The following is a 23,994-nucleotide window of genomic DNA, read 5'->3' on the forward strand; positions in this document are numbered from 1 at the left end:
CCGAGAGGTGGATCCACCCATGTCCGACCGAGTCACCGCACCCCGAGTCACCGCTCCTCCCGTCGATCCGGATCCCGCCGCCGCGGCGAGCGCCGGCTACGACGACCGCCTCTCCAACGAGGACCTCGCCCCGCTCCGGAAGCAGCGCTGGTCGAGCTACAACATCTTCGCGTTCTGGATGTCGGACGTGCACAGCGTCGGCGGGTACGTGACCGCGGGCTCGCTCTTCGCGCTGGGCCTGGCCGGCTGGCAGGTGCTCGTCGCCCTGGTGGTGGGCATCGTGATCGTGCAGGTCTTCTGCAACCTCGTCGCCAAGCCCAGCCAGGTCACCGGCGTGCCCTACCCCGTCATCAACCGGGCGATCTTCGGCATCCGCGGCGCGAACATCCCGGCGATCATCCGCGGACTGATCGCGATCGCCTGGTACGGCGTGCAGACCTACCTGGCGGCGCAGTCGCTGAACATCGTCTTCCTCAAGTTCTTCCCGGGCATGGCCGCCCTGAACACGCCCGAGGCGTCGTTCCTCGGCCTCTCGGCCCTGGGCTACCTCTCCTACGCGATCCTCTGGGTCGCGCAGGCCGCGCTGTTCTGGCGGGGCATGGAGTCGATCCGCCGCTTCATCGACTGGGCGGGACCGGCGGTCTACGTGGTGATGCTCGTGCTGGCCGTCTACCTGGTGTCGCAGGCGGGCTGGGAGAACATCTCGCTCACCCTCGGCTCCGGCGAGCCGCTCGACCTCGCCGCCGCGGTGCCGGTGATGATCTCGGCCGTCGCCCTGGTCGTCTCCTACTTCTCGGGCCCGATGCTCAACTTCGGCGACTTCTCCCGGTACGCCCGCAGCTACGGCGCCGTGAAGCGCGGCAACCTGCTCGGCCTCCCGATCAACTTCCTCTTCTTCTCCCTCCTCACCGTGATCACCGCCTCGGCGACCGTGCCGGTCTTCGGCGAGCTGATCACCGACCCGATCGAGACCGTCGAGCGGATCGACACCTGGTTCGCCGTGCTGCTCGGCGGGCTCACCTTCGTCATCGCGACGATCGGCATCAACATCGTCGCCAACTTCATCTCCCCCGCGTTCGACTTCTCCAACGTCAACCCGAAGAAGATCAGCTGGCGGATGGGCGGCATGATCGCCGCCGTCGGCTCGGTGCTGCTCACCCCGTGGAACTGGTACTCGAACGACACCGCCATCCACTACACGCTCGGCATCCTCGGCGCGCTGATCGGACCGCTGTTCGGCGTCCTCATCGCGGGCTACTACCTGATCAGCCGCCAGCGCGTCTGGGTGGACGACCTCTACACGATGAGCGACAAGGGCCGCTACTGGTTCTCGCGCGGCTTCAACCCCAACGCCGTCTGGGCGACCGTGATCGGCGGAGTCCCCTCCGTCGCCTCGGTGCTCGTGCCGCGCTGGATCGCGGAGGCGGGAGGCGCGGAGTTCACCTGGCTCGGCGACTACAGCTGGTTCCTCGGCTGCGGGCTCGGGTTCGTCGCGATGGCCGTGCTCGAGCGGCGCGCGCCGCGGATCGGGCGCCTCGACGAGGACCTCGAGCACGTCAGCGACGGCTCGACCGTCTGATCCGGCCGGCACGGAGGAGGGATCCGCCCCGGCCGCTCCGCATCCCGCGGGCCGGCGGCCGGGCGGGTCCCTCCCCCTCCCGGCACCCGAACCGAGGAACCACCATGCGCATCACCGTCGTCAACCCGAACACCAGCACCGCGATGACCGCGGCGATCGGCGCGGCCGCCCGCTCCGTCGCCTCGCTCGGCACCGAGATCACGGCCGTCACCCCGCCGATGGGTCCGGCGTCGATCGAGAGCCACTACGACGAGGCGCTCGCCGTGCCCGGCGTCCTGCACGAGATCGCCCGGGCGGAGGCGGCCGGCAGCGACGGCGCGGTCATCGCGTGCTTCGGCGACCCGGGTGTCGACGCCGCGCGCGAGATCGCGAGCGGCCCGGTCGTGGGGATCGCCGAGGCCGCCATGCACATGGCCGCGCTCGTCGGCCGGGGCTTCAGCGTGGTCACCACGCTCTCGCGCACGAGCGGCCGCGCCTGGGACATCGCCCGCCGCGCCGGGTTCGGCGACGCCTGCCGCCAGGTGCGTGCCTGCGACATCCCGGTGCTCGAGCTCGACGACCCCCGCTCCGACGCCCGCCGCGCGATCCTGGCGGAGTGCGCCGAGGCGCTGGCCGTCGACGGGTCCGACTCGATCGTGCTGGGCTGCGCGGGCATGGCCGACCTGTGCCGCGACCTCTCGCGGGACCTGGGCGTGCCCGTGATCGACGGCGTCGCCTCGGCGGTGCGCCTGGTGGAGGGGCTCGTCGCGATGGGCGTCAGCACCTCGCGACGCGACGAGTACGCGGCGCCGCGGACGAAGGCGATGGCGGGGCTGCTCGCTCCGTTCGAGCGGGTCTGAGGCTCCGCACCCCGGGCGGCCGGGTGTTCTGCCGGACCGCCGGCCCGGCCCCACCTGCGAGGATCGGGGGATGAGCGTCCTCCGCGATCTCGGCCTCGGTGCCCGGCTCTTCCTCCGCGGCTTCCGCACCTGGGTCCGCTCGCCGCGGGCGATGCTCCTCGGCGCGATCCCGCCCCTGATCGTCGGCCTGGTCTTCGTCGGCGTGCTGGTCCTGGTGCTCACGCGGGTGCAGGACGCGGTGACCGCGCTCACCCCGTTCGCCGGCGGCTGGGACGAGGGCACGGCCGCCACCGTCCGCCTGGTGCTCTCGATCGCGGTGGTCGGCGCCGTGCTCGCCCTCGGCGTGGTCCTCTTCGCCGCGGTGACCCTGCTGGTCGGCGACCCCTTCTACGAGCGGATCTGGCGGCGGGTCGAGGACGACCTCGGCGGCGTGCCCGACGAGCGCGAGAGCACCTTCTGGCAGGGGGTCGGCCGCGGCCTCCGCGACTCCGCCGTGCTGGTCGCCACCTCCCTCGGGATCGGCGTGGTCCTGGTGCTGCTGGGCCTGGTGCCGCTGGTCGGCTCGATCGTCGGCCTCGTCGCGGGCGCCCTGGTCGGCGGGAGGGCCCTCGCGCTCGAGCTGACCGGGTTCGCGGGCGACGCCCGGGGGCTCTCCCTCCGCGACCGCCGCCGCCTCCTCGGCGAGCACCGCGCGGTCTCGCTCGGCTTCGGCATCGCCGTCTACCTGGCGTTCCTCGTCCCCGGGGGCGCGGTCGTCGCCACCCCCGCCGCGACGGCCGGCGCGACCCTCCTGCTCCGGACCCTGCGGGGCGAGCCGACCGAGCGGCCGGCCGCCTGACACCGCTTGGCCGCCGCCCGGCTCTCCCCTAGACTCGCCGCGTGCGCACGTCGATCCGAAGCCCCTGGTGGCCCGCCTCCTAGGCGGACCGACGCGCAGACCCCTCGCACGCGACCGCCTCCTCCGGGCGGTCGTTCTGCATGTCAGGGCCCGGGTGGGGCACGACCCGATACAAGGACCACGATGACCTCGCTCCTCTCCCGCATCCTCGCCTCCGACGGGACGCTGCCGTTCGCGGTGGTCCTCCGCCAGGGCCGCGACGCCGTCGACGTGTTCACGGGCGACGTGCTCGACGTCGAGGGCCTGGCCGACATCCCGCTCGACGGCGACGACGTGCTGACCCTCGTGCCCTACCGGCAGGTGCGCGAGCGCGGCTTCGCGGCGAAGGACGACGGAGCCCCGCTGCGCAACCTCGTGGTGCGCGAGCGCGAGAGCGTCCCCCTGGCCGAGGTGCTGCGGCTCCTGCCCGAGCGGGAGATCCCGGTCGAGGAGCGCGGCTTCGACGTGCCGGACGACGAGTACGCCGACATCGTCCGCCGGGTGATCGAGGACGAGATCGGCCGCGGCGAGGGCGCCAACTTCGTCATCAACCGCGCCTTCGTCGCGCAGACCGACGCGCCGCCCGTCGAGGCGGTCCTGGCCTGGTTCCGCCGCCTGCTCACCGACGAGTCCGGCGCGTACTGGACCTTCGCGATCCACACCCCCGGCGTCGACGGCGCGCAGACGGTCACCGCCGTCGGCGCGACCCCCGAGCGCCACGTCTCGGTGCGCGACGGCGTCGCCATGATGAACCCGATCAGCGGCACCTTCCGCCACCCCGCGGCCGGACCCACCGGGGAGGAGGTGCTCGCGTTCCTCGCCGACGTCAAGGAGAGCGAGGAGCTCTTCATGGTCGTGGACGAGGAGATGAAGATGATGAGCGCGGTCTGCCCGGACGGCGGCCGCATCCTCGGGCCGTTCCTCAAGCAGATGTCGCGACTCAGCCACACCGAGTACCTGCTCGAGGGCCGCACCGGACTCGACGTGCGCGAGGTCCTGCGGCTGACGATGTTCGCGCCCACGGTCACCGGCTCGCCGATGGAGAACGCGTGCGCCGTGATCGCCGAGTACGAGAAGGAGCCGCGCGGCTACTACTCCGGCGTGCTCGCCCTCTTCGAGCCGGAGGAGCACGGCTACACGGTCGACGCCCCCATCCTCATCCGCACCGCATACCTCCGCGCGGACGGCCGCCTCACCGTGCCGGCCGGCGCGACGCTCGTGCGCCACTCCACCCCCGAGGGCGAGGTCGCCGAGACGCGGGCGAAGGCGTCGGGCGTCCTCTCCGCCCTGGGCCTGCTGCCCCACCGCGAGGTGCCGCCGGCCATCGACCTGAACGCGCAGCCGGGCGTGCAGGAGGCGCTCGAGGCGCGCAACGAGCGGCTCGCCTCGTTCTGGCTCCGACCCCAGGCGCCCGAGCACATCGCCGGCCTAGCCGGGCACACCGCGCTGATCGTCGACAACGAGGACCAGTTCACGACGATGCTCGCCCACCAGCTGCGCCACCTCGGGATGGACGCCCGGGTCGAGCGCTGGTCGGAGGTCGCCGACGTGCTGAGCGACGACCTCGTCGTCTTCGGCCCCGGCCCGGGCGACCCCCGCGACGACTCCGACCCGCGGATCGCGCACCTGCGCTCGCTGATGACCGCGCGGCTCGAGGCGGAGCGGCCGATGCTCGCCGTCTGCCTCAGCCACCAGATGCTGTCGCTGCTGGCGGGCCTCCCGGTCGAGCCGCTTCCCGCGCCCCGCCAGGGCGTGCGCCTGGCGGTGGACGTGTTCGGCGAGGACGCCGCGATCGGCTTCTACAACACCTTCTCCTCCGTCGCCCCCGGCGTCGCGCGCACGCCCCGGCTGGGGCTCGAGGTCTCGGTCGACCCGGAGACGGGAGTGGTCAACGCCCTCCGCGGCGAGCACGTCGCGTCGGTGCAGGGGCACCTGGAGTCGGTGCTCTCCTCCGACGGCCTGCGCACCCTGGAGCGGCTGGTCCGCACCGCGACCGCCCAGCCCGCGCGCGCATGAGCGGCCTGCGGCTGATCGCGTCGCCCGCCTACCCGGCCGAGCTGCAGGAGGCGGTGGCCGCCGCCGTGCGCGCGGCGGCGGAGGCGGCGCGCGGCTGGTACGGGCGCGGCGACAAGATCGCGGCGGACGAGGCGTCGGTCGCGGCGATGCGCGCCGTGCTGGCCGACGCTCCGTTCGACGGCGTCGTCGTGATCGGCGAGGGCGAGAAGGACGAGGCCCCGATGCTCGCGAACGGCGAGCGCCTCGGCCGCGACTCCGCACCCTCCTGCGACGTGGCGGTCGATCCGCTCGACGGGACCCGGCTCACGGCGGAGGGGCTCCCCGGCTCGGTGAGCGTGATCGCGCTGGCCCCGCGAGGCACGCTGTTCGACCCGCGCGACGTCTTCTACATGGACAAGCTGGTCTGCTCGGGAGCGGGCCGGGGCGCCGTCTCGCTCGACCTCCCTCCCGCCGAGAACGCCGCACGGCTGGCGGCGGCGCTCGGGAAGCCCGTCGCGGAGCTGGTCGTCGTCGTGCTCGACAAGCCGCGTCACTCCGGGCTCATCAAGGCTCTGCGCGCGGCCGGGGTCGCGCTCGAGCTGCGCGGCGAGGGCGACGTGTCGGTCGCGATCGAGGCGGCCGATCCCGCGGGCCGCGTCGACCTCGTCCTCGGCATCGGCGGAACCCCGGAGGGAGTGGTCGCCGCGTGCGCCGTCCGCGCCCTCGGCGGGGTCATGGAGGGGCGCCTCGCCCCCCGGACCGCACCGGAGCGCGCCAACGCCCTGGCCGCCGGCCACGACCTCGACCGCCTGCTGACCCTGCAGGATCTGGTCTCCTCGGACGACGTGCTCTTCGCGGGCTGCGCGGTCTGAGACCTCGCCCGGCAGAGGGCGCGGCCCGCCCCGCTCCGGAGCCGGAGCGGGGGTGACGGATGTCACGGCACCTCGGTGACAGAGGAGCGAGGCACTGCGGCGACCCTCTCGACAGGCTGAGGGCATGACCTCGACCGACCTCGCCGTGCAGGCGACCGCCCTCACCAAGAGCTTCGGCTCCGTCGCCGCCGTCGCCGGAGTGGACCTCACCGTCCGGCCCGGCGAGATCGTCGCCTTCCTCGGTCCCAACGGCGCGGGCAAGACCACGACCCTCGACATGCTCCTGGGCCTCTCGGCCCCTGACACCGGCGAGGTCACGGTGTTCGGACGCTCGCCGCGCACGGCGATCGCGCACGGGCTCGTCTCGGCCGTCCTGCAGACCGGCGGCCTGCTGAAGGACCTCAGCGTCCACGAGACACTGGAGCTGACCGCGAGCCTCTTCGCGGACACCCGGCCGATCGACGAGGTGCTGGAGCGCGCGGGGATCGCCGACCTCGCCTCCCGCCGCGTGGGACTGTGCTCCGGCGGTCAGCAGCAGCGGCTCCGGTTCGCGATGGCGCTGCTGTCGGACCCCGGCCTGCTCCTGCTCGACGAGCCGACCACCGGCATGGACGTCGAGGGGCGCCGCGCGTTCTGGCAGGCCATCCGCACCGACGCGGCGCGCGGGCGCACCGTCCTCTTCGCCACGCACTACCTCGAGGAGGCGGACGAGTACGCCGACCGCATCGTCCTGATGAGCCGAGGCCGGATCGTCGCCGACGGGACCACGAGCAGCATCAAGAACCTCGTCTCCGGCCGGATCGTCCACGCGACCCTGCCCGGCGCCGACCTCGCCGCCCTCGCCGCGCTCCCCCGGGTCTCCAGCGTCGAGGCCCAGGGCGACCGGATCACGGTGCACACCGACGACTCCGACGCCCTCGCCCGCCACCTGCTCACCCGCACCGGTGCCCGCGACGTCGAGATCACCGCCCAGAACCTCGAGAGCGTCTTCCTCGCCCTCACCTCCGAAGGAGCCTCCGCATGACCGCAACGACCCCCGCCGCCGACCGCGTCCGCCTCGACCGCCGCTCGCCGGCGCTCGGCGGCTTCACCACGACCTACCTGCGCATCGAGATCCTGCGGCGGCTGCGGAACCGGCGGACCCTCTTCTTCACCCTCCTCTTCCCGGTCCTGATGTTCTTCATCGTCGGGTACCCGCTCCGCGACGAGCCGCTGACCGCGACTCCGATCGCGGCGGGCGGCGTCTCGATCGCGGCCTTCATCATGGTGTCGATGGCGATGTACGGAGCGATGATGTCGGCCACGCAGACCGGGGCGGCCGTCGCCGTGGAGCGCGCGCAGGGCTGGAGCCGGCAGCTGCGGCTCACCCCGCTGAACCCCGTGGTCAACGTTCTGATCAAGATGATCGCCGGGATGGCGCTGGGCCTGCTCGCCGTCGTCGCCACCTATGCGGTCGGCGCCGCCAGCGGCATCGAGCTCTCGGCGGTGCAGTGGGTCGCGACCGGACTGACGGGCTGGCTGCTCGCGAGCGCCGTCTTCACGACGCTCGGCCTCATGGTGGGCTACATGGTGCCGGGCGAGAATGCGGCACAGATCACGAGCCTGGTCATCGTGGTCCTCGCGTTCCTGGGCGGCCTCTTCTACCCGGTGAGCAGCATGCCCGGATTCCTGCAGAGCATCGCCGCCCTGACGCCGGTCTACGGGATCAGCGAGCTCGCGCGAGCGCCGCTGACCGGCGAGGGGTTCGACCTCGGCGCTCTGGTCGACGCACTCGTGTGGCTCGGTCTGCTCCTCGGCGGGACGGTGTTCTTCTTCCGCCGCGACACGAAGCGGGTGTGACGGATGCGCCACCGCGGTCGGCTCCGTCCTAGGGTGAGCGCGTGAGCAGCACCACCGCCTCCGGGCACGGCGAGACAGGGTGGCCGATCCGCCCGGCCGCGGCGGGCGCCGACCCGGGAGCGACCCTGCGCACGGCTCTCTGGACCCCGCGTGCGCTGCGCTGGTACGCGGGAGCGGTCTTCTCGCTCTTCTGGGTGTACTCGACCGTGCCGTCGGTCCTCGACGATCCGGAGTGGCCCCGCCGCGTCGTCGGCGTCGCCCTCATCGCCGCTTTCAGCGCCGGATTCCTCGTCGCACCGCCGCTCGCCTGGACCCTCGCGACGCGGGGCCGGCTGCTGATCTGCCTCGGACTGCTCGCCTTCTCCTTCACCCTCCTCCCCTGGCTCGGGCGGGACGTGACGGGGCTCTGGACCTACGTCGGAGTCCTGGTCGGCATGTGCGTGTTCACCTGGCGCCTCACGGCCACCCTGATCGGAGCCCTCGCCTCCGCGACGCTCGCCGTCCGCCTCGAGAGCGACGGCGTCACCGAGACCGCCTTCGTGGTGCCGGTGATCATCCTCTCCATCTCCCTGATGATGGCCACCTTCGCGCGCACGATCGCCACCGTCAACCAGCTCCGCGACACCCGCGCCGAGCTGGAGGTCCTGACGGCCGAGCGCGAGCGGAGCCGGGTCGCCCGCGACATCCACGACATCCTGGGCCATTCGCTGACGGTGATCACCGTGAAGTCGGAGCTGGCCGGGCGCCTCCTCGACGCCGACCCGGAGCGGGCGCGGGCCGAGATCGCGGACGTGGAGTCGCTCGCGCGGGGCGCTCTCGCCGACGTCCGCGCGACCGTGTCCGGCTTCCGGGCCACGACCGCGAGCGGAGCGCTGGCCGCCGCGCGCGGCGCTCTCGCCGCGGCGGGGATCTCCGCCGACCTGCCCTCCTCCACCGACACCGTGCTCCCGCAGCATCGCGAGCTGGTGGGGTGGGTGATCCGCGAAGGAGCGACGAACGTCGTCCGCCATTCGAGCGCCTCGCGCTGCCGGATCCGTCTCACCGCCTGCGAGGTCGAGATCGCGGACGACGGAGTGGGTCCGCAGCCGGGAGCAGCGGGTTCGACCGGACTGGCCGGGCTCCGCGAGCGGGTCGAGGCAGCGGGCGGCCGGCTCTCGGTCGGGACGAGCGAGCTCGGGGGCTTCCGCCTGGCGGCTACCCTCCCCGGAGGCGGACGGTGAGCGCTCTGCGCCTCCTGATCGCCGACGACCAGGCGCTGGTGCGGGGCGCACTCGCCGCCCTGCTCTCGCTGGAGTCCGACATCGACGTGGTGGCGGAGGTCGGCCGCGGGGACGAGGTGGTCGCCGCGGCGCTCGCCTCGACGCCGGACGTCGCGCTGCTGGACATCGAGATGCCGGGGCTGGACGGGATCGCCGCCGCCGCGCTCCTCCGCGAGGCGCTGCCGGCCTGCCGCGTGCTGATCGTGACGACCTTCGGCCGTCCCGGCTACCTCAGCCGCGCGATGCAGGCGGGGGCGTCGGGCTTCGTGGTCAAGGACACGCCCTCGGCTCAGCTGGCGGACGCCGTGCGGAGGGTCGGTCAGGGGCTGCGCGTGGTCGATCCCGCGCTCGCTGCGGAGTCGCTGGCGCAGGGAGGCACGCCCCTGACCGAGCGGGAGGCCGACGTGCTCGCCGCCGCGCGCTCCGGAGGCTCGATCGCCGATCTCGCCCGGATGCTGCACCTCTCGCCGGGGACCGTGCGGAACCACCTCTCGGCGGTGATCGGCAAGACGGGCGCCCGCAACCGGGCCGACGCCCTCCGGATCGCGGAGCGCAACGGCTGGCTCTGAGAGTCCGGCCCGGCGGCACGATCACGGCGCTCCGCTCCGGAGCCGACCGCAGCGGAGCGCGACAGGAACGCCGAAGGCCCCGGCTCGACGCGCGAACCGGGGCCTTCTCGCTGTAGCGGGAGCGGGACTTGAACCCGCGACACCACGATTATGAGCCGTGTGCTCTAACCACCTGAGCTACCCCGCCGCGCGTTCTTCGCAGGTCTGGCCTGCGGGGAACGGAGCCCCCTGTGGGAATCGGACCCACTACCTCTTCCTTACCAAGGAAGTGCTCTACCAATGAGCTAAGGGGGCGCACCTGCGGGTCTGACAGCCCCTCTCGGGGCGTGCCCGCGATTTGGCACCGTTAGACGATAGCACCTCCGCGGAGCGTCGATGACCGCGGGGGACGCGCCCCCGCGGCCGCCCGTCTGCGGCTACGCCCGGCTCGCCTCGTCGAGCGCGGCGAGCTCCTCGGCGCTCAGCTCGAGGGAGGCCGAGGCGATCAGCGCCGGCAGCTGCTCCATCACGCGGGCGCTGGCGATCGGCGCGACCACTCCGGGCTGCGAGCGGAGCCACGCGAGCGCCACCGTCGCCACCTCGGCGCCGTGCGCCTCCGCCGCCGCATCGAGCGCCGCCAGCACCCGGCGGCCGCGGCCGTCGAGGTAGCGGGAGGCGCCGTCGGCGCGCGGACCCTCGGGCGTCGATCCGTCGCGGTACTTGCCGGTCAGGAATCCCGACGCCAGGGCGGAGTAGGGGACGACGGCCAGCCCCGCCTCGCGGGCGAGGGGCAGCAGGTCGGCCTCGATCCCGCGCTCCACGAGGTTGTAGTGCGGCTGCAGCGCGACGGGCGCGTGCAGGCCCTCCTCGCCCGCGATGCGCAGCCACTCCGCGACGCGCTCGGCGCTGAAGTTCGACACTCCGATCGCGCGGACCAGGCCCTGGTCCACGAGCTCCGAGAACACGGCGGCGATGTCGGCCATCGGCACGGCCTCGTCGTCGAAGTGGGCGTAGTAGAGGTCGATCCGGTCGGTCGCAAGCCGCTCGAGGGAGGCGCGGGCGGCCGCGCGCACGGTGTCGGGCGCGAGGCCGGTGAACTGCGGGTGGCGGCCCGCCTTCGTCGCGATCACCACGTCGTCCCGGTCCCCCGAGCGCTGCGCGAGCCACTCGCCGATGATCGTCTCGGACTCGCCGCCCGTGTTGCCCGGGACCCAGGCGGAGTAGGCGTCGGCGGTGTCGATGAAGTCGCCGCCCGCGGCCGTGTAGCCGTCGAGGACGTCGAAGGAGGTCTGCCGCCCCGCGGTCCAGCCGAAGACGTTGCCGCCGAGCGAGAGCGGGAAGACGTCGATGCCGGAGTCGCCGAGCGGCGAGCGGGTGACGGAGGAGGATGCTGCGCTGTCGATGGTCATCTCCCGATTCAAGACCCGCTCCCCGCCGTGATCGATCCCCCTCACGCGCATGCGCGGCAAGGACTCAGGCTCTCAGCGCCGCGGGTAGTCGGCGTAGGCGAAGCGCGTCGAGTCCGGCGCCCAGCCGGAGACGTTGATCGTCCCCTGCCCGCCGTGGAGGCGCTCCAGCACGCGGCCGGGCTCGAGCGTCGCGCGCCCGGGGAGGTCGAGCAGCCGCAGCTCGACGTCGACGTTCTCGGGGTGCCCGGCCGTCCCTTCCGGATAGGCGAGGTAGAGCAGGTGCGCGCCGTCGGGCGACTCGTGCGGGAACCAGTCGACCGTGTCCGACTCGACCAGGCGGGAGAGCGCGGAGCCGTCGAGGCCGATGCGGAACAGCTGCGCCCCGCCTCCGGCCCGCTCGGAGTTGAAGACGAGGGTGCGGCCGTCGGCCGAGACGTCGACGCCGTCGTCGGCCGGCTCGTCGTCGGTCAGGGCGGTGAGCGCGCCTCCTCCGACCGGCATCGTGTAGACATCGGTCCGCCACCGCCCGGAGGCGTCGCCGCCGCCGATCAGCGCGAGGGTCGCGCCGTCGGGCGAGACGCCGTGCAGGTAGTGCTTGAAGCGCGCGCCCTCGCGCTCGGCGGTCAGGCGGCGGGCGGGGGCGGAGCTGTCGAGCTCGACCGCGTACAGGTGCCCGTCGCGCGCCGAGACGTAGGCGAGCCCGCCGGACGGGGCGAGCACGTGGTCGTTGTTGAGCTCGGCCGGCACCCCGTCGAGCGGGATCGGCTCGAGCACGGGCGTCCCCTGGAGCGGCAGTCGGAAGAGGCCGCCGTCGCCGTTCACGATCAGGGCGGAGCCGTCCGGAGTCCAGTTCGGCGCCTCCACGAGGAGGGAGTCGGACTCGAAGACGGTCGTCGACTCCCCCGTCGCGAGGTCGTGGACGCGGAGTCGGCAGAGCTGGTCGGGGAGGAGCGAGCGGGCCATGCTCCCCACGGTAGGGCCCTGGCGGATCACGACGGGGCCGTCAAGCCTCTGCGCACTCAGGTTCCGCGGGAGGGCGCTCCGATATTCTTGACCGACTTATGCGCTGGGTACACCTTGGGAGGAACATGTGATGCTCCTCATCCTCGTGATCTCGTTCGCGATCGCCGTGGTGACCCCCTGGCTGGTGGACCGGTTCGGGCCGAAGACGTTCTACGCGCTGGCGCTGATCCCGGCCGCGAGCTTCGTCGCCACCGCGACCGCCCTGCCGACGATCCTCGACGGCGGCGAGATCCGCGAGTCCGTGCCGTGGATCCCCGCGCTCGACATCGCCCTCTCCTTCCGCCTGGACGCGCTCTCGATCGTCCTCGCCCTCGTGGTCAGCGGAGTCGGCGCCCTGGTCCTCGCCTACTGCGCGACGTACTTCAGCCGCGACGAGCCCTCGCTGGGCCGGTTCGCAGCGCTCCTGTCCGCGTTCGCCGGAGTGATGTACGGGCTGGTCACGGCCGACGACGTGATCATCCTCTTCGTCTTCTGGGAGGCGACGAGCGTCCTCTCCTACCTCCTCATCGGCCACTACAGCGGGCGCAAGGAGAGCCGGGGTGCCGGGCTCCAGGCGCTCCTGGTCACGACTCTCGGCGGGCTGGCGATGCTGGTCGGGATCATCGTCCTGATCGTGCAGGCCGGTACCACCAGCCTCTCCGGGATCGTCGCCGCCGCCCCCTCCGGCCCGATCGTGTCGACGGCGCTGGTGCTCGTACTGCTCGGCGCGTTCTCGAAGTCCGCCCTGGTGCCGTTCCACTTCTGGCTGCCGGCCGCGATGGCCGCTCCCACGCCGGTCAGCGCCTACCTGCACGCCGCCGCGATGGTGAAGGCGGGCATCTACCTCGTCGCGCGCCTCGCGCCGGGCTTCGCCGACGACTCCGTCTGGCTGCCCGTGGTGGTGAGCGTCGGAGTCTGGACCATGCTCGTCGGCGGCTGGCGCTCGCTCCGGCAGTACGACCTCAAGCTCGTGCTGGCCTACGGCACCGTCAGCCAGCTCGGCTTCCTGACCGTCGCCGTCGGCTTCGGCTCGCGCGACGCCGCGCTGGCCGGACTGACCCTGCTCGTCGCCCACGCCCTCTTCAAGGCGCTGCTCTTCCTCACCGTCGGCATCGTCGACCACCGCGCCGGCACGCGCGACCTCCGCAAGCTCAGCGGCCTGGGACGGCAGGCGCCGGTGCTCGCGGGCGCCGCCCTCGTCGGCGTGCTGTCGATGGCGGGCATCCCGCCGCTGCTGGGCTTCGTCGCCAAGGAGGCCGTGTTCACGAGCCTGATCTCGGCGATCGAGCAGGGCTCGTTCTGGGCCTGGGTCGCGCTGGTCGGCCTCGTCCTCGGCTCGATCCTCACCGTGGCCTACTCCGCGCGCTTCTTCTGGGGCGCCTTCGCCCGGAAGAAGGGGCTCGAGGACACGCACCTGCACGCCGAGCCGTGGACCTTCACCGCCGCCCCGGTGCTGCTGGCCGCCGCCAGCGTGATCGGCGGGATCGCCGCCTCCGTGCTCGACCCGCTCGTCGCCGTCTACGCGGACACCCTCCCCTACGCCGCCCCGGACGCCGACCCGGAGCTCGCCGCCGCCGCGGAGGCCTCCGACCACGGCGGCTACCACCTCGCGCTCTGGCACGGCTTCGAGCCCGCGCTGGCACTCAGCGCCCTCGTGATCGCCGTCGGACTCCTGCTCTTCGCCAAGCGCGTCGCCGTCGCGCGCGCCCAGTCGATGCTGCCCAACCGGATCGACTCCGCCGAGGGCTACTGGGCCACCGTCCGCTGGCTCGACCGTGTCGCCAGCACGGTCACCGAGTCCGTCCAGCGCGGCTCGCTCCCCCGCTACCTGACGGTGATCTTCGCGGTCTTCGTCCTCGGCGTCGGCGGTGCGGCCGCCCTCAACCGCACCTGGCCGGGCGATCTCGTCTTCTGGGACAGCCCGGGCCAGCTCGCGGTCGCGGCCGTGATGATCCTCGCGGCGGTGCTGTGCGCGATCGCCCGCAACCGCGTCGCCGCCGTGCTGCTGGCCGGCGCCACCGGCTACGGGATGGTGGCCCTCTTCGCCCTGCAGGGTGCACCAGACCTCGCCCTCACCCAGGCGCTCATCGAGACGGTGACCCTCGTGGTCTTCGTCCTGGTGCTGCGCCGCCTCCCGACCCGCATCGCCGCGAAGCACCAGCCGATGCGCAAGCGCCTGCGCGCCGTCATCGGCATCGCGGTCGGAGCGGTCATGGCCCTCGCCGCCACCATCGCCCTCGGCGCCCGGACCGCGACGCCGATCTCGGCCGAGCTGCCCCGCCTCGCCTACGAGGAGGGCAAGGGCCGCAACATCGTCAACGTCCTGCTCGTCGACATCCGCGCCTGGGACACGATGGGCGAGATCTCGGTCCTCGTCGTGGTCGCCACCGGCGTCGCGAGCCTGATCTTCCTCTCCAGCCGGGCCGGAGGCGCTCCCCGCCTCGAGTCGCAGAGCGCCGACGACCGGCGCGAGCGCGCGATGGACCTGACCACCTCCTCCGCCGACGCCGAGCGCGACGGCGACCGCGGCTCCTGGCTCGTCGCCGGGCGCACGCTCCGGCCGGAGAACCGCTCGATCGTGCTCGAGGTGCTGGTGCGCCTGCTCTTCCACCCCGCGATGATCGTGTCGGTCTACCTGCTCTTCACCGGACACAACACCCCGGGCGGAGGCTTCGCGGGCGGCCTGCTCGCCGGTCTCGCCCTCGTCGCGCGCTACCTCGCCGGCGGCCGCTTCGAGCTCGGCGAGGCCGCGCCGATCGACGCGGGCAAGGTCCTCGGACTCGGCCTCTTCTTCGCCGTCGGCACGGCCGTCTCCTCCCTCGCCTTCGGCCTCGAGGTCCTCGAGTCGAGCTGGCTCGACCTCGAGGTGCCGGTGCTGGGCGAGCTCCACCTGGGCACGTCCACCCTCTTCGACATCGGGGTGTACCTGATCGTGATCGGCCTCGCCCTCGACATCCTCCGCAGCCTCGGCGGCGAGGTCGACCGCCACGGCGAGGAGGCCGAGCAGGGCTCCCCCTCGGGCGACGGCGTCACGCACTCGACGGACAGCACCCCCGGCCCCGGCCAGGGCACGGTCGACGGGCTCGAGACCTCGCTCCCCACCGGCTCCACGGTCGTCGGCGGACCGGGCAGGGGGGACGGCGCATGAGCATCACCCTCGTCCTCGTCGTCGTGATGGCGGTGATGTACGCGGCGGGCGTCTACCAGATGCTCGAGCGCAGCCTCACCCGCATCCTGATCGGGTTCCTGCTCGTCGGGAACGCGACCAACATCCTCATCCTGCTGATGGCCGGCCGCTCGGGCATCGCGCCGTTCGTCACCGACGACGGGCGCTCCTACGAGCAGATCGCCGCCGAGATGGCCGACCCGCTGCCGCAGGCGCTGATCCTCACCGCGATCGTGATCACCTTCGGGGTGTCCGCCTTCCTCCTCGCGATGATCTACCGGCGCTGGCGCCTCGCCAACGCCGACCAGGTGGAGGACGACGAGACCGACGCCTCCGTCCGCGAGGACGCGGCGGGCATCTCGGCCCAGACCACCGCCGACGACCGGGCGCTCGACGTCCTGCTCGAGTCCAGCGACGAGGGCACCGCCGCCAAGCACGGGGAGAGCGCCATGACCGACGACAGGAAGGAGGACCGATGAACGCCCTGATCCCGCTCGTCGTCACCCTCCCCCTCCTGGGAGCGGCCGTCGCGCTGATCCTCGGACGCCACCGGCGCGCGCAGATCACCGTGAACATCGTGACGCTCTCGAGCGTTCTGGTGATCTCCTCGGTGATGCTCGTGCTGGTCCTCACCGGCGACGGAGGCGGCAGCGCCGTCTACGTGGGCGGCTGGGAGCCGCCGTGGGGCATCGTGCTGGTCGTCGATCCGCTCGCCGCGCTGATGCTCGTGATCACCTCGATCACCCTGCTGGGCGTCCTGCTGTTCTCGGTCGGCCAGGGCCTCGTCGACGGCAACCGCGAGACGCCGGTCACGATCTTCCACCCGACCTACCTGATCCTCTCGGCGGGCATCCTCAACGCCTTCGTCGCGGGCGACCTCTTCAACCTCTACGTCGGCTTCGAGATCCTGCTGGCCGCGAGCTACGTGCTGATCACCCTGGGCGGCACCGCGCCGCGGATCCGCGCCGGCACGACCTACGTGGTCGTCAGCCTGGTCTCGAGCGTGTTCTTCCTCTCGGCCATCGGCCTGCTCTACGGCGCCACCGGCACGGTCAACATGGCGCAGCTCTCGATCCGCATCGCCGAGCTCCCCGCCGACGTGCAGCTGGTGCTCCACGTGGTGCTGCTGCTCGGTTTCGGCATCAAGGCGGCCGTCTTCCCCCTGTCGTTCTGGCTCCCGGACTCCTACCCCACGGCTCCGGCGCCGGTGACCGCCGTCTTCGCCGGACTCCTCACCAAGGTCGGCGTGTACGCACTGATCCGCACCGAGACCCTGCTCTTCCCCGGCGGGAGGCTGAGCGAGGTGCTGCTGGTGGTGGCGCTGCTGACGCTGATCGTCGGCATCCTCGGCGCCGTCGCGCAGGCCGACATCAAGCGGATGCTGTCCTTCACGCTGGTCTCGCACATCGGCTACATGGTCTTCGGGATCGCCGTGGGCACCCCGGCCGGCTACGCGGCGACGATCTTCTACGTCATCCACCACATCACCGTGCAGACGACGCTCTTCCTCGCGACCGGCCTGATCGAGCGCGTCGGCGGCACCACCTCGATCCTGCGCCTCGGCGGGCTGCTCAAGGCCTCGCCGCTGCTGGCGCTGCTCTACTTCATCCCCGCGATGAACCTCGGCGGGATCCCGCCGTTCACCGGCTTCCTCGGCAAGGTGGGGCTCTTCGTCGCCGGCACGGAGTCGGCCGTCGACCAGCCCTCGTGGCTGATCTGGGCCGTCATCGCCGCCGGCGCCGTGACCTCGCTCCTGACCCTCTACGCCGTCGCGCGCGTCTGGAACATGGTGTTCTGGCGCCGCCAGGAGGAGGTGCCCGGCTACGAGTCGCCCCTGATCGACCAGCTGCAGGAGGACCCCCACGACACGGGCAGCATCCGCACCCGCCACTCGCCGCCGATGATGGTGCTCGCCACCGCGGGGATGGTCGTGGTCGGCGTCGTGCTGACCGTCGGCGCCGGTCCCCTCTACGACGCGAGCGAGCGAGCGGCGAGCGCGGTCGCCGACCCCGCGACCTACATCGCGACCGTCTACCGCGACTCGTCCTTCGGAGAGGAGGGGCCGCGATGAGCCCCCGCCGCCGCGTCGACATCTGGAACCGCGTCGCGATGTTCGTGACCCTCGTCGGGATCTGGGTGCTGCTCTGGGACGACGTCTCGGTGCTGTCGATCGTCACCGGCTTCCTGGTCGCCCTGCTGATCACCCGGGTGTTCTACCTGCCGCCGGTCGAGTTCTCGAACCGCATCAACCCGTGGTTCGTGCTCCTCTTCCTCCTGCGCCTGCTGGCCGACATCGCGGTGGCCTCGGTGCGGGTGTCCTGGCAGATCCTGACCCTGCCCGTCCCGGTGCACAACGCCATCGTCGCCGTGCACCTGCGCAGCCGCTCCGAGGGGATGCTCGTCTGGACGACGGAGGCCGTCTCGCTCGTCCCCGGCTCCCTGGTGATCGACGTGGACCCGCAGCTGAACGTCCTCTACCTGCACGTGCTCGGCGTGACCCACGACGAGGGCGAGCGGATCGACGAGGTGCGCCGGACGGTCCTCCGGACGGAAGCGCGCATCGTCCGGGCCATCGGCTCCCGCGAGGACGTGCAGCGCGTGAATCGGCCGATCGAGGCCGGATCGGGGGTGGTCCGGTGATCGACTGGCTGATCTGGATCCTGGTGCCGGTCTTCGGCGCCGCGTGCCTGCTCGCGCTCGTGCGGATCCTCCGAGGTCCGTCCGTGCTCGACCGGGTCGTCGCGGCCGACGTGCTCGTCGCGACGATCATCTGCGGGATCGGCGCCGAGATGGCGGTCAACCACCACGCGCGGACCCTGCCCGTCGCGCTGGGGCTCGCGCTGTTCGCCGTCTTCGGATCGATCAGCGTCGCCAAGTTCATGGCCAACCGCGAGGAGGACTGACATGGACCTGTTCTTCGACGTGCTCACCGCTGTGCTGCTGCTGGTCGGCGCCCTGCTCTCGCTGCTGGCCGCGATCGGCCTGATGCGGTTCGACGACCTGCTCTCCCGGATGCACGCGGGCACGAAGCCGCAGGTGCTCGGACTGATCTGCGTGATGCTCGCGGTCGCCATCCGGAACCCCGGCTTCGCCGCCGCGGGGACCATCGTGCTGGTGATCGGCTTCCAGCTGCTGACCGTGCCCGTCTCGGCGCACATGGTCGGCCGGGCGGCCTACCGGGCCGAGGCCGTCTCTCCCGGGTACCTCGTCGCCGACGAGCTCGCGGAGGCGGTCACCCGCGCCGACGAGCAGGCCCGCGCGACCGGGCCCGAGACCGCGCACGCGTCCGAGGAGCGGGCGCGCACCTCCTCCGCGCCCCCGCCCGAGGACGAGGACGGCCCGGCCGCGACCGCCTAGGCGACCAGGACGAGCTGCACGGCGGAGGCGCCGGTCATGCTGCGCAGCGCGAATCCGCCGATCGCGAGGGTGACGGCGACCAGGCCGCCGACCAGCAGCACCAGCAGCGGCACCACCCACAGCAGCGCCCGTCGGCGTCGGGCTCGGGCCTCGTCCGGCGTCTCTTCGATCACCCGTCGACTGTACGGGACGGCGGGGGGCGTGCCCCCGGCGCCCCTGAGCCGCCCGATAAACTCGACCCCATGACCCTGGACTCCGCTCTCTCCGGCGCGCCCGAGAACTCCCCCGGCCCCGACTCCGAGGCCGAGCACCGCCGGGCAGCCGAGTGGTGGCGCACCGCCGTCATCTACCAGATCTACCCGCGCTCCTTCGCGGACGCGGACGGCGACGGCATCGGCGACCTGCCCGGCATCGCCTCGCGCCTCGAGAGCCTCGCCGAGCTCGGCGTCGACGCGATCTGGCTCTCGCCCTTCATGACCTCGCCGCAGAAGGACGCGGGCTACGACGTCGCCGACTACTGCGACGTCGATCCGCTCTTCGGCACCCTCGCCGACTTCGACGCGATGCTCGCCCGCGCTCACGCCCTGGGCATCCGGATCATCGTCGACCTCGTCCCCAACCACTCCTCCAGCGCCCACCGCTGGTTCCAGGAGGCGCTCGCCGCTCCCGCGGGCAGCGCCGAGCGGGCGCGCTACCTGTTCCGCGACGGCCGGGGCGAGTCGGGCGAGCTGCCCCCGAACAACTGGGAGTCTGTCTTCGGCGGCCCCGCGTGGACCCGCGTCATGGAGCCCGACGGCTCGGCCGGCCAGTGGTACCTGCACCTCTTCGACACCTCGCAGCCCGACTTCGACTGGACGAACGAGTGGGTGCGCGAGCGCTTCCGGGAGGTCCTCCGCTTCTGGCTCGACCGCGGCGTCGACGGCTTCCGCGTCGACGTCGCGCACGGGATGATCAAGGCCGAGGGGCTGCCCGACTACACGCCGCCCGCCGACAGCGGGTCGATGGGCGGAGTCGCTCCCGCCGACGGCGAGGAGCCCGCCACCGCCCCCTACTGGGCGCAGGACGGCGTCCACGAGATCTACCGCGACTGGCACTCCCTGCTCGCCGAGTACCCGGACGACCGCGTGCTCTGCGCCGAGGCGTGGGTGCAGCCCCTCTCCAAGCTCGCCCGCTGGGTCCGCCCCGACGAGATGCACCAGGCCTTCAACTTCGCATACCTCGAGACCCCGTGGAGCGCACCCGCCCTCCGCGACATCATCGACTCCTCCGTCGAGGCCTTCGCCGCCGTCGGCGCCCCGTCGACGTGGGTGCTGTCGAACCACGACGTCGTGCGCCACGCGAGCCGCCTGGCACTGACGTCCGACAACCCGCAGGGCTACGGCATCGGCCCGCGCACGCCCGGACTCCCCGACCCCGTCCTGGGGCTGCGCCGCGCTCGTGCCGCGACCGCCCTCATGCTCGCGCTCCCCGGCTCCGCCTACGTCTACCAGGGCGAGGAGCTCGGGCTCCCCGAGGCGATCGACCTGCCGGACTCGGCGCGTCAGGACCCGACCTGGTTCCGCACCGGCGGCGAGCGCTACGGCCGTGACGGCTGCCGGGTGCCGATCCCGTGGGAGGCGGACGCGCCCGCGTACGGCTTCAGCGGCTCCGGCGACTCCTGGCTGCCGCAGCCCGGCGACTGGGCGCCGCTCGCGCGCGACCGCCAACGCGGTGTCGCGGGCTCGACGCTAGAGCTGTACCGGTCCCTGCTCGCGGTGCGCCGCGCCGAGGACCTGGGCTCCGGCGCCGTCGAATGGCTCGAGGGCTACCCGGAGGACGTCGTGGCGTTCCGCAACGGAACGGTCACGGTGATCGCGAACCTCGGCGAGGCTCCGGTCGAGCTGCCCGTCGGCTCCGTGGTGCTGTCCTCGGAGGAGCTGCACGAGCCGGCGCTGCCCGCCGACACCACGGTCTGGCTGCGCGCGGAGTAGCGGGCCGCGGGGTCCGCCCGGCGGCTCCCGCGTCCCGCCGCCGGGTCAGCGCCCGGCGTTGGCCTTGAGCCAGAGGTAGGAGTCGACCTTCGTCACGCCGTCGAGGCGGATCTCGAAGTGCAGGTGCGGGCCGGTCGACATGCCGGTCGTGCCCACCAGGCCGAGCAGCTGGCCGACCTTCACCGGGTCGCCCTCGGACACGGCCGCCGAGCCGTGCTGCATGTGCGCGTACACGCTCGAGACGAGCTGCCCGTCGATCTCGTGGTCGACGATCACGTGCACGCCGAGCGAGCCCTCGCCGTCGATGACCGTGCGCACGACGCCGTCGGCGATCGCCTGGATGGGCGAGCCGTCGCCCGGGTTGAAGTCGGTGCCGCCGTGGTTCACCGAGCAGCCCGCGCAGTTGCGGTAGCCGAAGCGGTCGCCCACCGGCACGCCGACGGCGAAGGGCCACTGGATGGACGCGTTCGGGTCGTTCGTGAAGCCGGTGTCGGAGGTGCGGACGATGTCGGCGACGTTGGTCTGCGTCTTGCGCTCCTGCACGCCGAAGCCGTCGCGGGCGACCGTCTCGGCGCTGACCTCGCCGGCGACGAACGACTGCGCGCCGCGGCGGGCGTCGGCGCCGAAGGGGGTCGAGAGGCTCTGCGCCTGCACGTCCTCCGCGGTCAGGAGCGATGTGGCCGGCAGAGAGGTCGCCGCCACGATGGCCGCGACGAAGGAGAGGGCGACGAGTCCGCCGACCCGGGCCCGGCGCACGGGCCGGAGCGGCGTCGCGCGCGGTGCGGGGACGGGGGCCGGGGCGTTGCGGACCGAGGCGACGCGGCGCTCCGCCTCGCGCAGCTGCTCCGCCGTGGGTGCCGCGAGGAGGTCGTCGGAGCCGCTCGCCAGCGAGACGTCGGAGGCGAGGGCCAGAGCGCGCTCGCGCTCGCGGAGCTCGCGACGGGAGAGGGGTGGAGTCGATTCGCCGGGGGTCGATGCAGGGGCAGCGGGGGCGGGCGAATCGGGGCTCACGAAATCGATGTCTTCCGTCGGGGGCAGGGGACGAGCGGGCCTCCAGGGAGAGGCACCGCTCGGTTACGTGAGCGCAGCCTGTGCGAACATCACGAATTCATAAAGGATAACCACGGCCGACGGGATCCGGCCAGAGGCCGCCGCGCACAGGCGCGATCGGGGCACGACGCGCGGCGAGCCCCGGCGGGATCCTGCGCCGATCCGCCTCTCGGCGCACGGAATCCTTGTCGGCCCGGCCTGGGAGAGCGGTTACACCTCGTCCGCGCGCAGGCGGCGCAGCAGATCCTCCAGCTCGGCGAAGAGAGGATCCGGTGCCGCGATGAGCAGGCCGGAGCCGAAGGGCGCGCCGTCGAGTCCCGCGACCCGCGCGCCCGCCTCCTCGGCGATGAGGGCGCCCGCAGCGAGGTCCCACGGGTTCAGGCCCCGCTCGTAGTACGCGTTCAGCTGCCCGGTGGCCACCGAGCACAGGTCGAGCGCCGCCGAGCCGATGCGGCGGATGTCGCGGACCGAGCCCAGGAGCTCCTGCACCACGGCGCCCTGACGCATCCGGCGGCCCGCGTCGTAGCCGAAGCCGGTGCCGACCAGCGCGAGCGAGAGGGAGGAGGGAGCCGAGACCTGCAGCGCGACTCCGTCCCGCTCGGCTCCCCCGCCTCGGCTGGCCGTGGTCACCTCGCCCGTCGCTCCGTTCACGACCGCGCCGGCGAGCGCGGTCCAGGTCGCGGGATCCGGCTCCCCCTCCACCACAGCGATGCTGACCGCGTAGGAGGGGATGCCGTAGAGGTAGTTGACGGTCCCGTCGATCGGATCGACGACCCAGGTCAGCCCGCTCGTGCCGCCCCCCGACCCCGACTCCTCGCCGAGGAAGCCGTCGTCCGGACGCGCCTCGGCCAGGCGCCGGCTGATCAGCTCCTCGACCTCCCGGTCCGCGGCCGTCACCACGTCCTCCGGGGACGACTTCGACGCGGCGATCTCGACACCGTCCTGCCGCCGCTGGCGGGCGAGGTGCGCCGCCTCGACGGCGATCGAGCGGGCGATGGCGAGGAGGGGGGCGTTGTCGCTCATGGCCCCAGCCTAGGGATCGGGCCCATCATGGGGGGATGAGCACCCCTATCGCCCTCACGGGAGCCACCGGAGCCGTGGGCGGTCGCGTCGCGCGCGAGCTCGCCGACGCCGGTCACGCCCTCCGCCTGCTGGTCCGCGACCCGTCCCGCGCGCCCGAGCTCCCCGGGGCCGAGGTGGTGCGCTCCTCCTTCGCCGACGCGGGCGACTCGCTCGAGGGCGTGCGCCTCCTCCTGATGGTCTCCGCCTCCGAGAACGAGGAGCGCCGCGCCGAGCACCTCGCGTTCGTCGACGCAGCCGCCGCCGCGGGTGTCGAGCACGTCGTCTACACCTCCTTCGCCGGAGCCGCACCCGACGCGGTCTTCACCCTCGCCCGAGACCACGCGGCCACCGAGGACGCGATCCGCCGCTCCGGCATGGGCTGGACGTTCCTCCGCGACAACCTCTACCTCGACTTCCTGCCCGCGATGCTCGGCGACGACGGCGCGATCCGCGGACCCGCGGGATCGGGCCGTGCCGCCGTCGTCGCGCGCGAGGACGTGGCACGCTCGGCCGCGGCGGTCCTCCGCTCCCCCTCCGAGCACCGCGGAGCCGCCTACGAGCTGACCGGACCCGAGGCCCTCACCCTCGACGAGGTCGCCGCGACACTGACGGCGGCCGGCCGCCCCGCCGTGTTCGTCGACGAGACCCTCGAGGAGGCGTACGCATCTCGCCGCCGGTGGAACGCACCGGACTGGCAGCTGGACGCCTGGGTCAGCACCTACTCCGCGATCGCCGCCGGACAGCTGGAGCACGTTTCGGGCGACGTCGAGCGGCTGACCGGACGGCCGCCGCTCTCCCTCGCGGGGTTCCTGGAGCAGGAGGCGCGGGGCTGAGGCGACGGCGCGGGCCTGGCCGACAGCGCGGGCCGGGCGACCGCGGAGGCCGGGCCGACGGCGTGCGGGGTGCGACGGGACGAAGACGCCGGGCCCGGCGATCCGCCGGACCGGTGCTCCCCCGGAAAGGCACTCCGCCGGAACGGCGATCCCCCGATATGCGGAACGCCCCGCGCATCTCGTGATGTCGGGGCGTCTGCTGGGTGTTCCTGCTCGGTGGCGAGTGAGGGATTCGAACCCCCGAAGGCTACGCCGTCTGATTTACAGTCAGATCCCTTTGGCCGCTAGGGTAACTCGCCGTGGCGCACCCGACCGCGTGTTCACAACCGGAGGCACT

General features: G+C 72.9%; 22 protein-coding genes and 3 tRNA genes. 17 read left to right on the plus strand and 8 right to left on the minus strand.

Annotation, left to right across the window (positions count from 1 at the left end):
• Positions 1 to 19: 19 nt before the first annotated feature.
• The 9 genes from C5D36_RS08085 (at position 20) to C5D36_RS08125 (ending at position 9,829) form a co-directional block, all read left to right on the plus strand.
• Positions 20 to 1,579 (plus strand): NCS1 family nucleobase:cation symporter-1, encoded by a 1,560-nt coding sequence (locus C5D36_RS08085; protein WP_104295589.1) that lies wholly within the window; start codon positions 20 to 22, stop codon positions 1,577 to 1,579.
• 104 nt (positions 1,580 to 1,683) lie between these two features.
• A complete protein-coding gene (locus C5D36_RS08090; RefSeq protein WP_104295590.1) occupies positions 1,684 to 2,418 on the plus strand; it encodes an aspartate/glutamate racemase family protein in 735 nt (244 codons plus the stop codon).
• Between the two features lie 70 nt (positions 2,419 to 2,488).
• Positions 2,489 to 3,256, plus strand: a complete 768-nt coding sequence (locus C5D36_RS08095) for an EI24 domain-containing protein (RefSeq protein ID WP_104223620.1) — start codon at positions 2,489 to 2,491, stop codon at positions 3,254 to 3,256.
• Between the two features lie 183 nt (positions 3,257 to 3,439).
• Entirely contained in the window at positions 3,440 to 5,311 is a 1,872-nt protein-coding gene (locus C5D36_RS08100) for an anthranilate synthase family protein (RefSeq protein WP_104295591.1), read from the plus strand.
• Positions 5,308 to 6,162, plus strand: a complete 855-nt coding sequence (locus tag C5D36_RS08105; protein ID WP_104295592.1) for a fructose-bisphosphatase class II family protein — start codon at positions 5,308 to 5,310, stop codon at positions 6,160 to 6,162. Before C5D36_RS08100 ends, C5D36_RS08105 begins: the two co-directional genes overlap by 4 nt.
• A 124-nt stretch (positions 6,163 to 6,286) precedes the next feature.
• On the plus strand, positions 6,287 to 7,186 hold the full coding sequence (locus tag C5D36_RS08110; RefSeq protein ID WP_104249794.1) for an ABC transporter ATP-binding protein: 900 nt from the start codon (positions 6,287 to 6,289) through the stop codon (positions 7,184 to 7,186).
• Entirely contained in the window at positions 7,183 to 8,001 is an 819-nt protein-coding gene (locus C5D36_RS08115; protein ID WP_104238293.1) for an ABC transporter permease, read from the plus strand. Before C5D36_RS08110 ends, C5D36_RS08115 begins: the two co-directional genes overlap by 4 nt.
• 41 nt (positions 8,002 to 8,042) lie before the next feature.
• Positions 8,043 to 9,221: a sensor histidine kinase gene (locus tag C5D36_RS08120; protein WP_258062892.1), complete on the plus strand. Its 1,179-nt coding sequence runs from the start codon at positions 8,043 to 8,045 to the stop codon at positions 9,219 to 9,221.
• Positions 9,218 to 9,829, plus strand: a complete 612-nt coding sequence (locus C5D36_RS08125) for a response regulator (protein WP_181072820.1) — start codon at positions 9,218 to 9,220, stop codon at positions 9,827 to 9,829. Before C5D36_RS08120 ends, C5D36_RS08125 begins: the two co-directional genes overlap by 4 nt.
• A gap of 113 nt (positions 9,830 to 9,942) precedes the next feature.
• Here C5D36_RS08125 and C5D36_RS08130 read toward each other — a convergent pair.
• The 4 genes from C5D36_RS08130 to C5D36_RS08145 form a co-directional block, all read right to left on the minus strand.
• Positions 9,943 to 10,016: transfer RNA gene (locus tag C5D36_RS08130), tRNA-Met, on the minus strand.
• 35 nt (positions 10,017 to 10,051) lie between these two features.
• Positions 10,052 to 10,123, minus strand: a tRNA-Thr gene (locus C5D36_RS08135).
• Positions 10,124 to 10,245: 122 nt separating this feature from the next.
• Positions 10,246 to 11,217 carry an aldo/keto reductase gene (locus tag C5D36_RS08140; RefSeq protein WP_104238294.1) on the minus strand — a complete coding sequence of 324 codons (972 nt, stop codon included), beginning with the start codon at positions 11,215 to 11,217 and terminating at the stop codon, positions 10,246 to 10,248.
• A gap of 72 nt (positions 11,218 to 11,289) precedes the next feature.
• A complete protein-coding gene (locus C5D36_RS08145) occupies positions 11,290 to 12,180 on the minus strand; it encodes a PD40 domain-containing protein (RefSeq protein ID WP_104295593.1) in 891 nt (296 codons plus the stop codon).
• 130 nt (positions 12,181 to 12,310) lie between these two features.
• Here C5D36_RS08145 and C5D36_RS08150 point away from each other — a divergent pair, with 130 nt between their 5' ends.
• Genes C5D36_RS08150 through mnhG form a run of 6 tightly spaced genes read left to right on the plus strand, consistent with a single transcriptional unit; the run spans position 12,311 to position 18,742 of the window.
• Positions 12,311 to 15,367, plus strand: coding sequence for a Na+/H+ antiporter subunit A (locus C5D36_RS08150; protein WP_104257170.1), 3,057 nt, complete (start codon positions 12,311 to 12,313; stop codon positions 15,365 to 15,367).
• Entirely contained in the window at positions 15,364 to 15,864 is a 501-nt protein-coding gene (locus C5D36_RS08155; RefSeq protein ID WP_104223614.1) for a Na(+)/H(+) antiporter subunit C, read from the plus strand. Before C5D36_RS08150 ends, C5D36_RS08155 begins: the two co-directional genes overlap by 4 nt.
• Positions 15,861 to 17,456 carry a Na+/H+ antiporter subunit D gene (locus C5D36_RS08160; protein WP_104223613.1) on the plus strand — a complete coding sequence of 532 codons (1,596 nt, stop codon included), beginning with the start codon at positions 15,861 to 15,863 and terminating at the stop codon, positions 17,454 to 17,456. Before C5D36_RS08155 ends, C5D36_RS08160 begins: the two co-directional genes overlap by 4 nt.
• Positions 17,453 to 18,025 carry a Na+/H+ antiporter subunit E gene (locus tag C5D36_RS08165; protein ID WP_104234245.1) on the plus strand — a complete coding sequence of 191 codons (573 nt, stop codon included), beginning with the start codon at positions 17,453 to 17,455 and terminating at the stop codon, positions 18,023 to 18,025. Before C5D36_RS08160 ends, C5D36_RS08165 begins: the two co-directional genes overlap by 4 nt.
• A complete protein-coding gene (locus tag C5D36_RS08170) occupies positions 18,022 to 18,288 on the plus strand; it encodes a monovalent cation/H+ antiporter complex subunit F (RefSeq protein WP_308470711.1) in 267 nt (88 codons plus the stop codon). The genes C5D36_RS08165 and C5D36_RS08170 overlap by 4 nt, the downstream gene beginning before the upstream one ends.
• Position 18,289: 1 nt before the next feature.
• Positions 18,290 to 18,742, plus strand: coding sequence for a monovalent cation/H(+) antiporter subunit G (gene mnhG, locus C5D36_RS08175; RefSeq protein ID WP_244229587.1), 453 nt, complete (start codon positions 18,290 to 18,292; stop codon positions 18,740 to 18,742).
• Here the strand turns inward: mnhG and C5D36_RS16805 are convergent.
• Entirely contained in the window at positions 18,739 to 18,915 is a 177-nt protein-coding gene (locus C5D36_RS16805; RefSeq protein ID WP_181067860.1) for a hypothetical protein, read from the minus strand. The genes mnhG and C5D36_RS16805 overlap by 4 nt on opposite strands.
• A gap of 69 nt (positions 18,916 to 18,984) precedes the next feature.
• Between C5D36_RS16805 and C5D36_RS08180 the strand changes: the two genes are divergently transcribed.
• A complete protein-coding gene (locus C5D36_RS08180) occupies positions 18,985 to 20,712 on the plus strand; it encodes a glycoside hydrolase family 13 protein (RefSeq protein ID WP_104295594.1) in 1,728 nt (575 codons plus the stop codon).
• 45 nt (positions 20,713 to 20,757) lie between these two features.
• Here the strand turns inward: C5D36_RS08180 and C5D36_RS17280 are convergent, their stop codons facing one another.
• Together C5D36_RS17280 and C5D36_RS08190 are read right to left on the minus strand one after the other, a co-directional pair.
• Positions 20,758 to 21,723, minus strand: coding sequence for a M23 family metallopeptidase (locus C5D36_RS17280; protein WP_104295595.1), 966 nt, complete (start codon positions 21,721 to 21,723; stop codon positions 20,758 to 20,760).
• 249 nt (positions 21,724 to 21,972) lie between these two features.
• Entirely contained in the window at positions 21,973 to 22,785 is an 813-nt protein-coding gene (locus C5D36_RS08190) for an inositol monophosphatase family protein (protein ID WP_104295596.1), read from the minus strand.
• Positions 22,786 to 22,820: 35 nt separating this feature from the next.
• Between C5D36_RS08190 and C5D36_RS08195 the strand changes: the two genes are divergently transcribed.
• Positions 22,821 to 23,657, plus strand: a complete 837-nt coding sequence (locus C5D36_RS08195) for an SDR family oxidoreductase (RefSeq protein ID WP_104257167.1) — start codon at positions 22,821 to 22,823, stop codon at positions 23,655 to 23,657.
• Between the two features lie 217 nt (positions 23,658 to 23,874).
• Here C5D36_RS08195 and C5D36_RS08200 read toward each other — a convergent pair.
• Positions 23,875 to 23,956: transfer RNA gene (locus C5D36_RS08200), tRNA-Tyr, on the minus strand.
• Between the last annotated feature and the right edge of the window lie 38 nt (positions 23,957 to 23,994).

Origin of the sequence: Rathayibacter sp. AY1C6, assembly GCF_002931535.1 — a bacterium.
GTDB lineage: Bacteria > Actinomycetota > Actinomycetes > Actinomycetales > Microbacteriaceae > Rathayibacter.

Excerpts from the sequence above, each read along its gene's own strand:
- C5D36_RS08115 (WP_104238293.1), top strand. The coding sequence starts at position 7,183 with ATGACCGCAACGACCCCCGCCGCCGACCGCGTCCGCCTCGACCGCCGC.
- C5D36_RS08165 (WP_104234245.1), top strand. The coding sequence starts at position 17,453 with ATGAGCCCCCGCCGCCGCGTCGACATCTGGAACCGCGTCGCGATGTTC.
- C5D36_RS08100 (WP_104295591.1), top strand. The coding sequence starts at position 3,440 with ATGACCTCGCTCCTCTCCCGCATCCTCGCCTCCGACGGGACGCTGCCG.
- C5D36_RS08160 (WP_104223613.1), top strand. The coding sequence starts at position 15,861 with ATGAACGCCCTGATCCCGCTCGTCGTCACCCTCCCCCTCCTGGGAGCG.
- C5D36_RS08155 (WP_104223614.1), top strand. The coding sequence starts at position 15,364 with ATGAGCATCACCCTCGTCCTCGTCGTCGTGATGGCGGTGATGTACGCG.
- C5D36_RS08150 (WP_104257170.1), top strand. The coding sequence starts at position 12,311 with ATGCTCCTCATCCTCGTGATCTCGTTCGCGATCGCCGTGGTGACCCCC.
- C5D36_RS08195 (WP_104257167.1), top strand. The coding sequence starts at position 22,821 with ATGAGCACCCCTATCGCCCTCACGGGAGCCACCGGAGCCGTGGGCGGT.
- C5D36_RS08190 (WP_104295596.1), bottom strand. The coding sequence starts at position 22,785 with ATGAGCGACAACGCCCCCCTCCTCGCCATCGCCCGCTCGATCGCCGTC.
- C5D36_RS08090 (WP_104295590.1), top strand. The coding sequence starts at position 1,684 with ATGCGCATCACCGTCGTCAACCCGAACACCAGCACCGCGATGACCGCG.
- C5D36_RS08085 (WP_104295589.1), top strand. The coding sequence starts at position 20 with ATGTCCGACCGAGTCACCGCACCCCGAGTCACCGCTCCTCCCGTCGAT.
- C5D36_RS08180 (WP_104295594.1), top strand. The coding sequence starts at position 18,985 with ATGACCCTGGACTCCGCTCTCTCCGGCGCGCCCGAGAACTCCCCCGGC.
- C5D36_RS08145 (WP_104295593.1), bottom strand. The coding sequence starts at position 12,180 with ATGGCCCGCTCGCTCCTCCCCGACCAGCTCTGCCGACTCCGCGTCCAC.
- C5D36_RS08110 (WP_104249794.1), top strand. The coding sequence starts at position 6,287 with ATGACCTCGACCGACCTCGCCGTGCAGGCGACCGCCCTCACCAAGAGC.
- C5D36_RS08105 (WP_104295592.1), top strand. The coding sequence starts at position 5,308 with ATGAGCGGCCTGCGGCTGATCGCGTCGCCCGCCTACCCGGCCGAGCTG.
- C5D36_RS08140 (WP_104238294.1), bottom strand. The coding sequence starts at position 11,217 with ATGACCATCGACAGCGCAGCATCCTCCTCCGTCACCCGCTCGCCGCTC.
- mnhG (WP_244229587.1), top strand. The coding sequence starts at position 18,290 with ATGGACCTGTTCTTCGACGTGCTCACCGCTGTGCTGCTGCTGGTCGGC.
- C5D36_RS08095 (WP_104223620.1), top strand. The coding sequence starts at position 2,489 with ATGAGCGTCCTCCGCGATCTCGGCCTCGGTGCCCGGCTCTTCCTCCGC.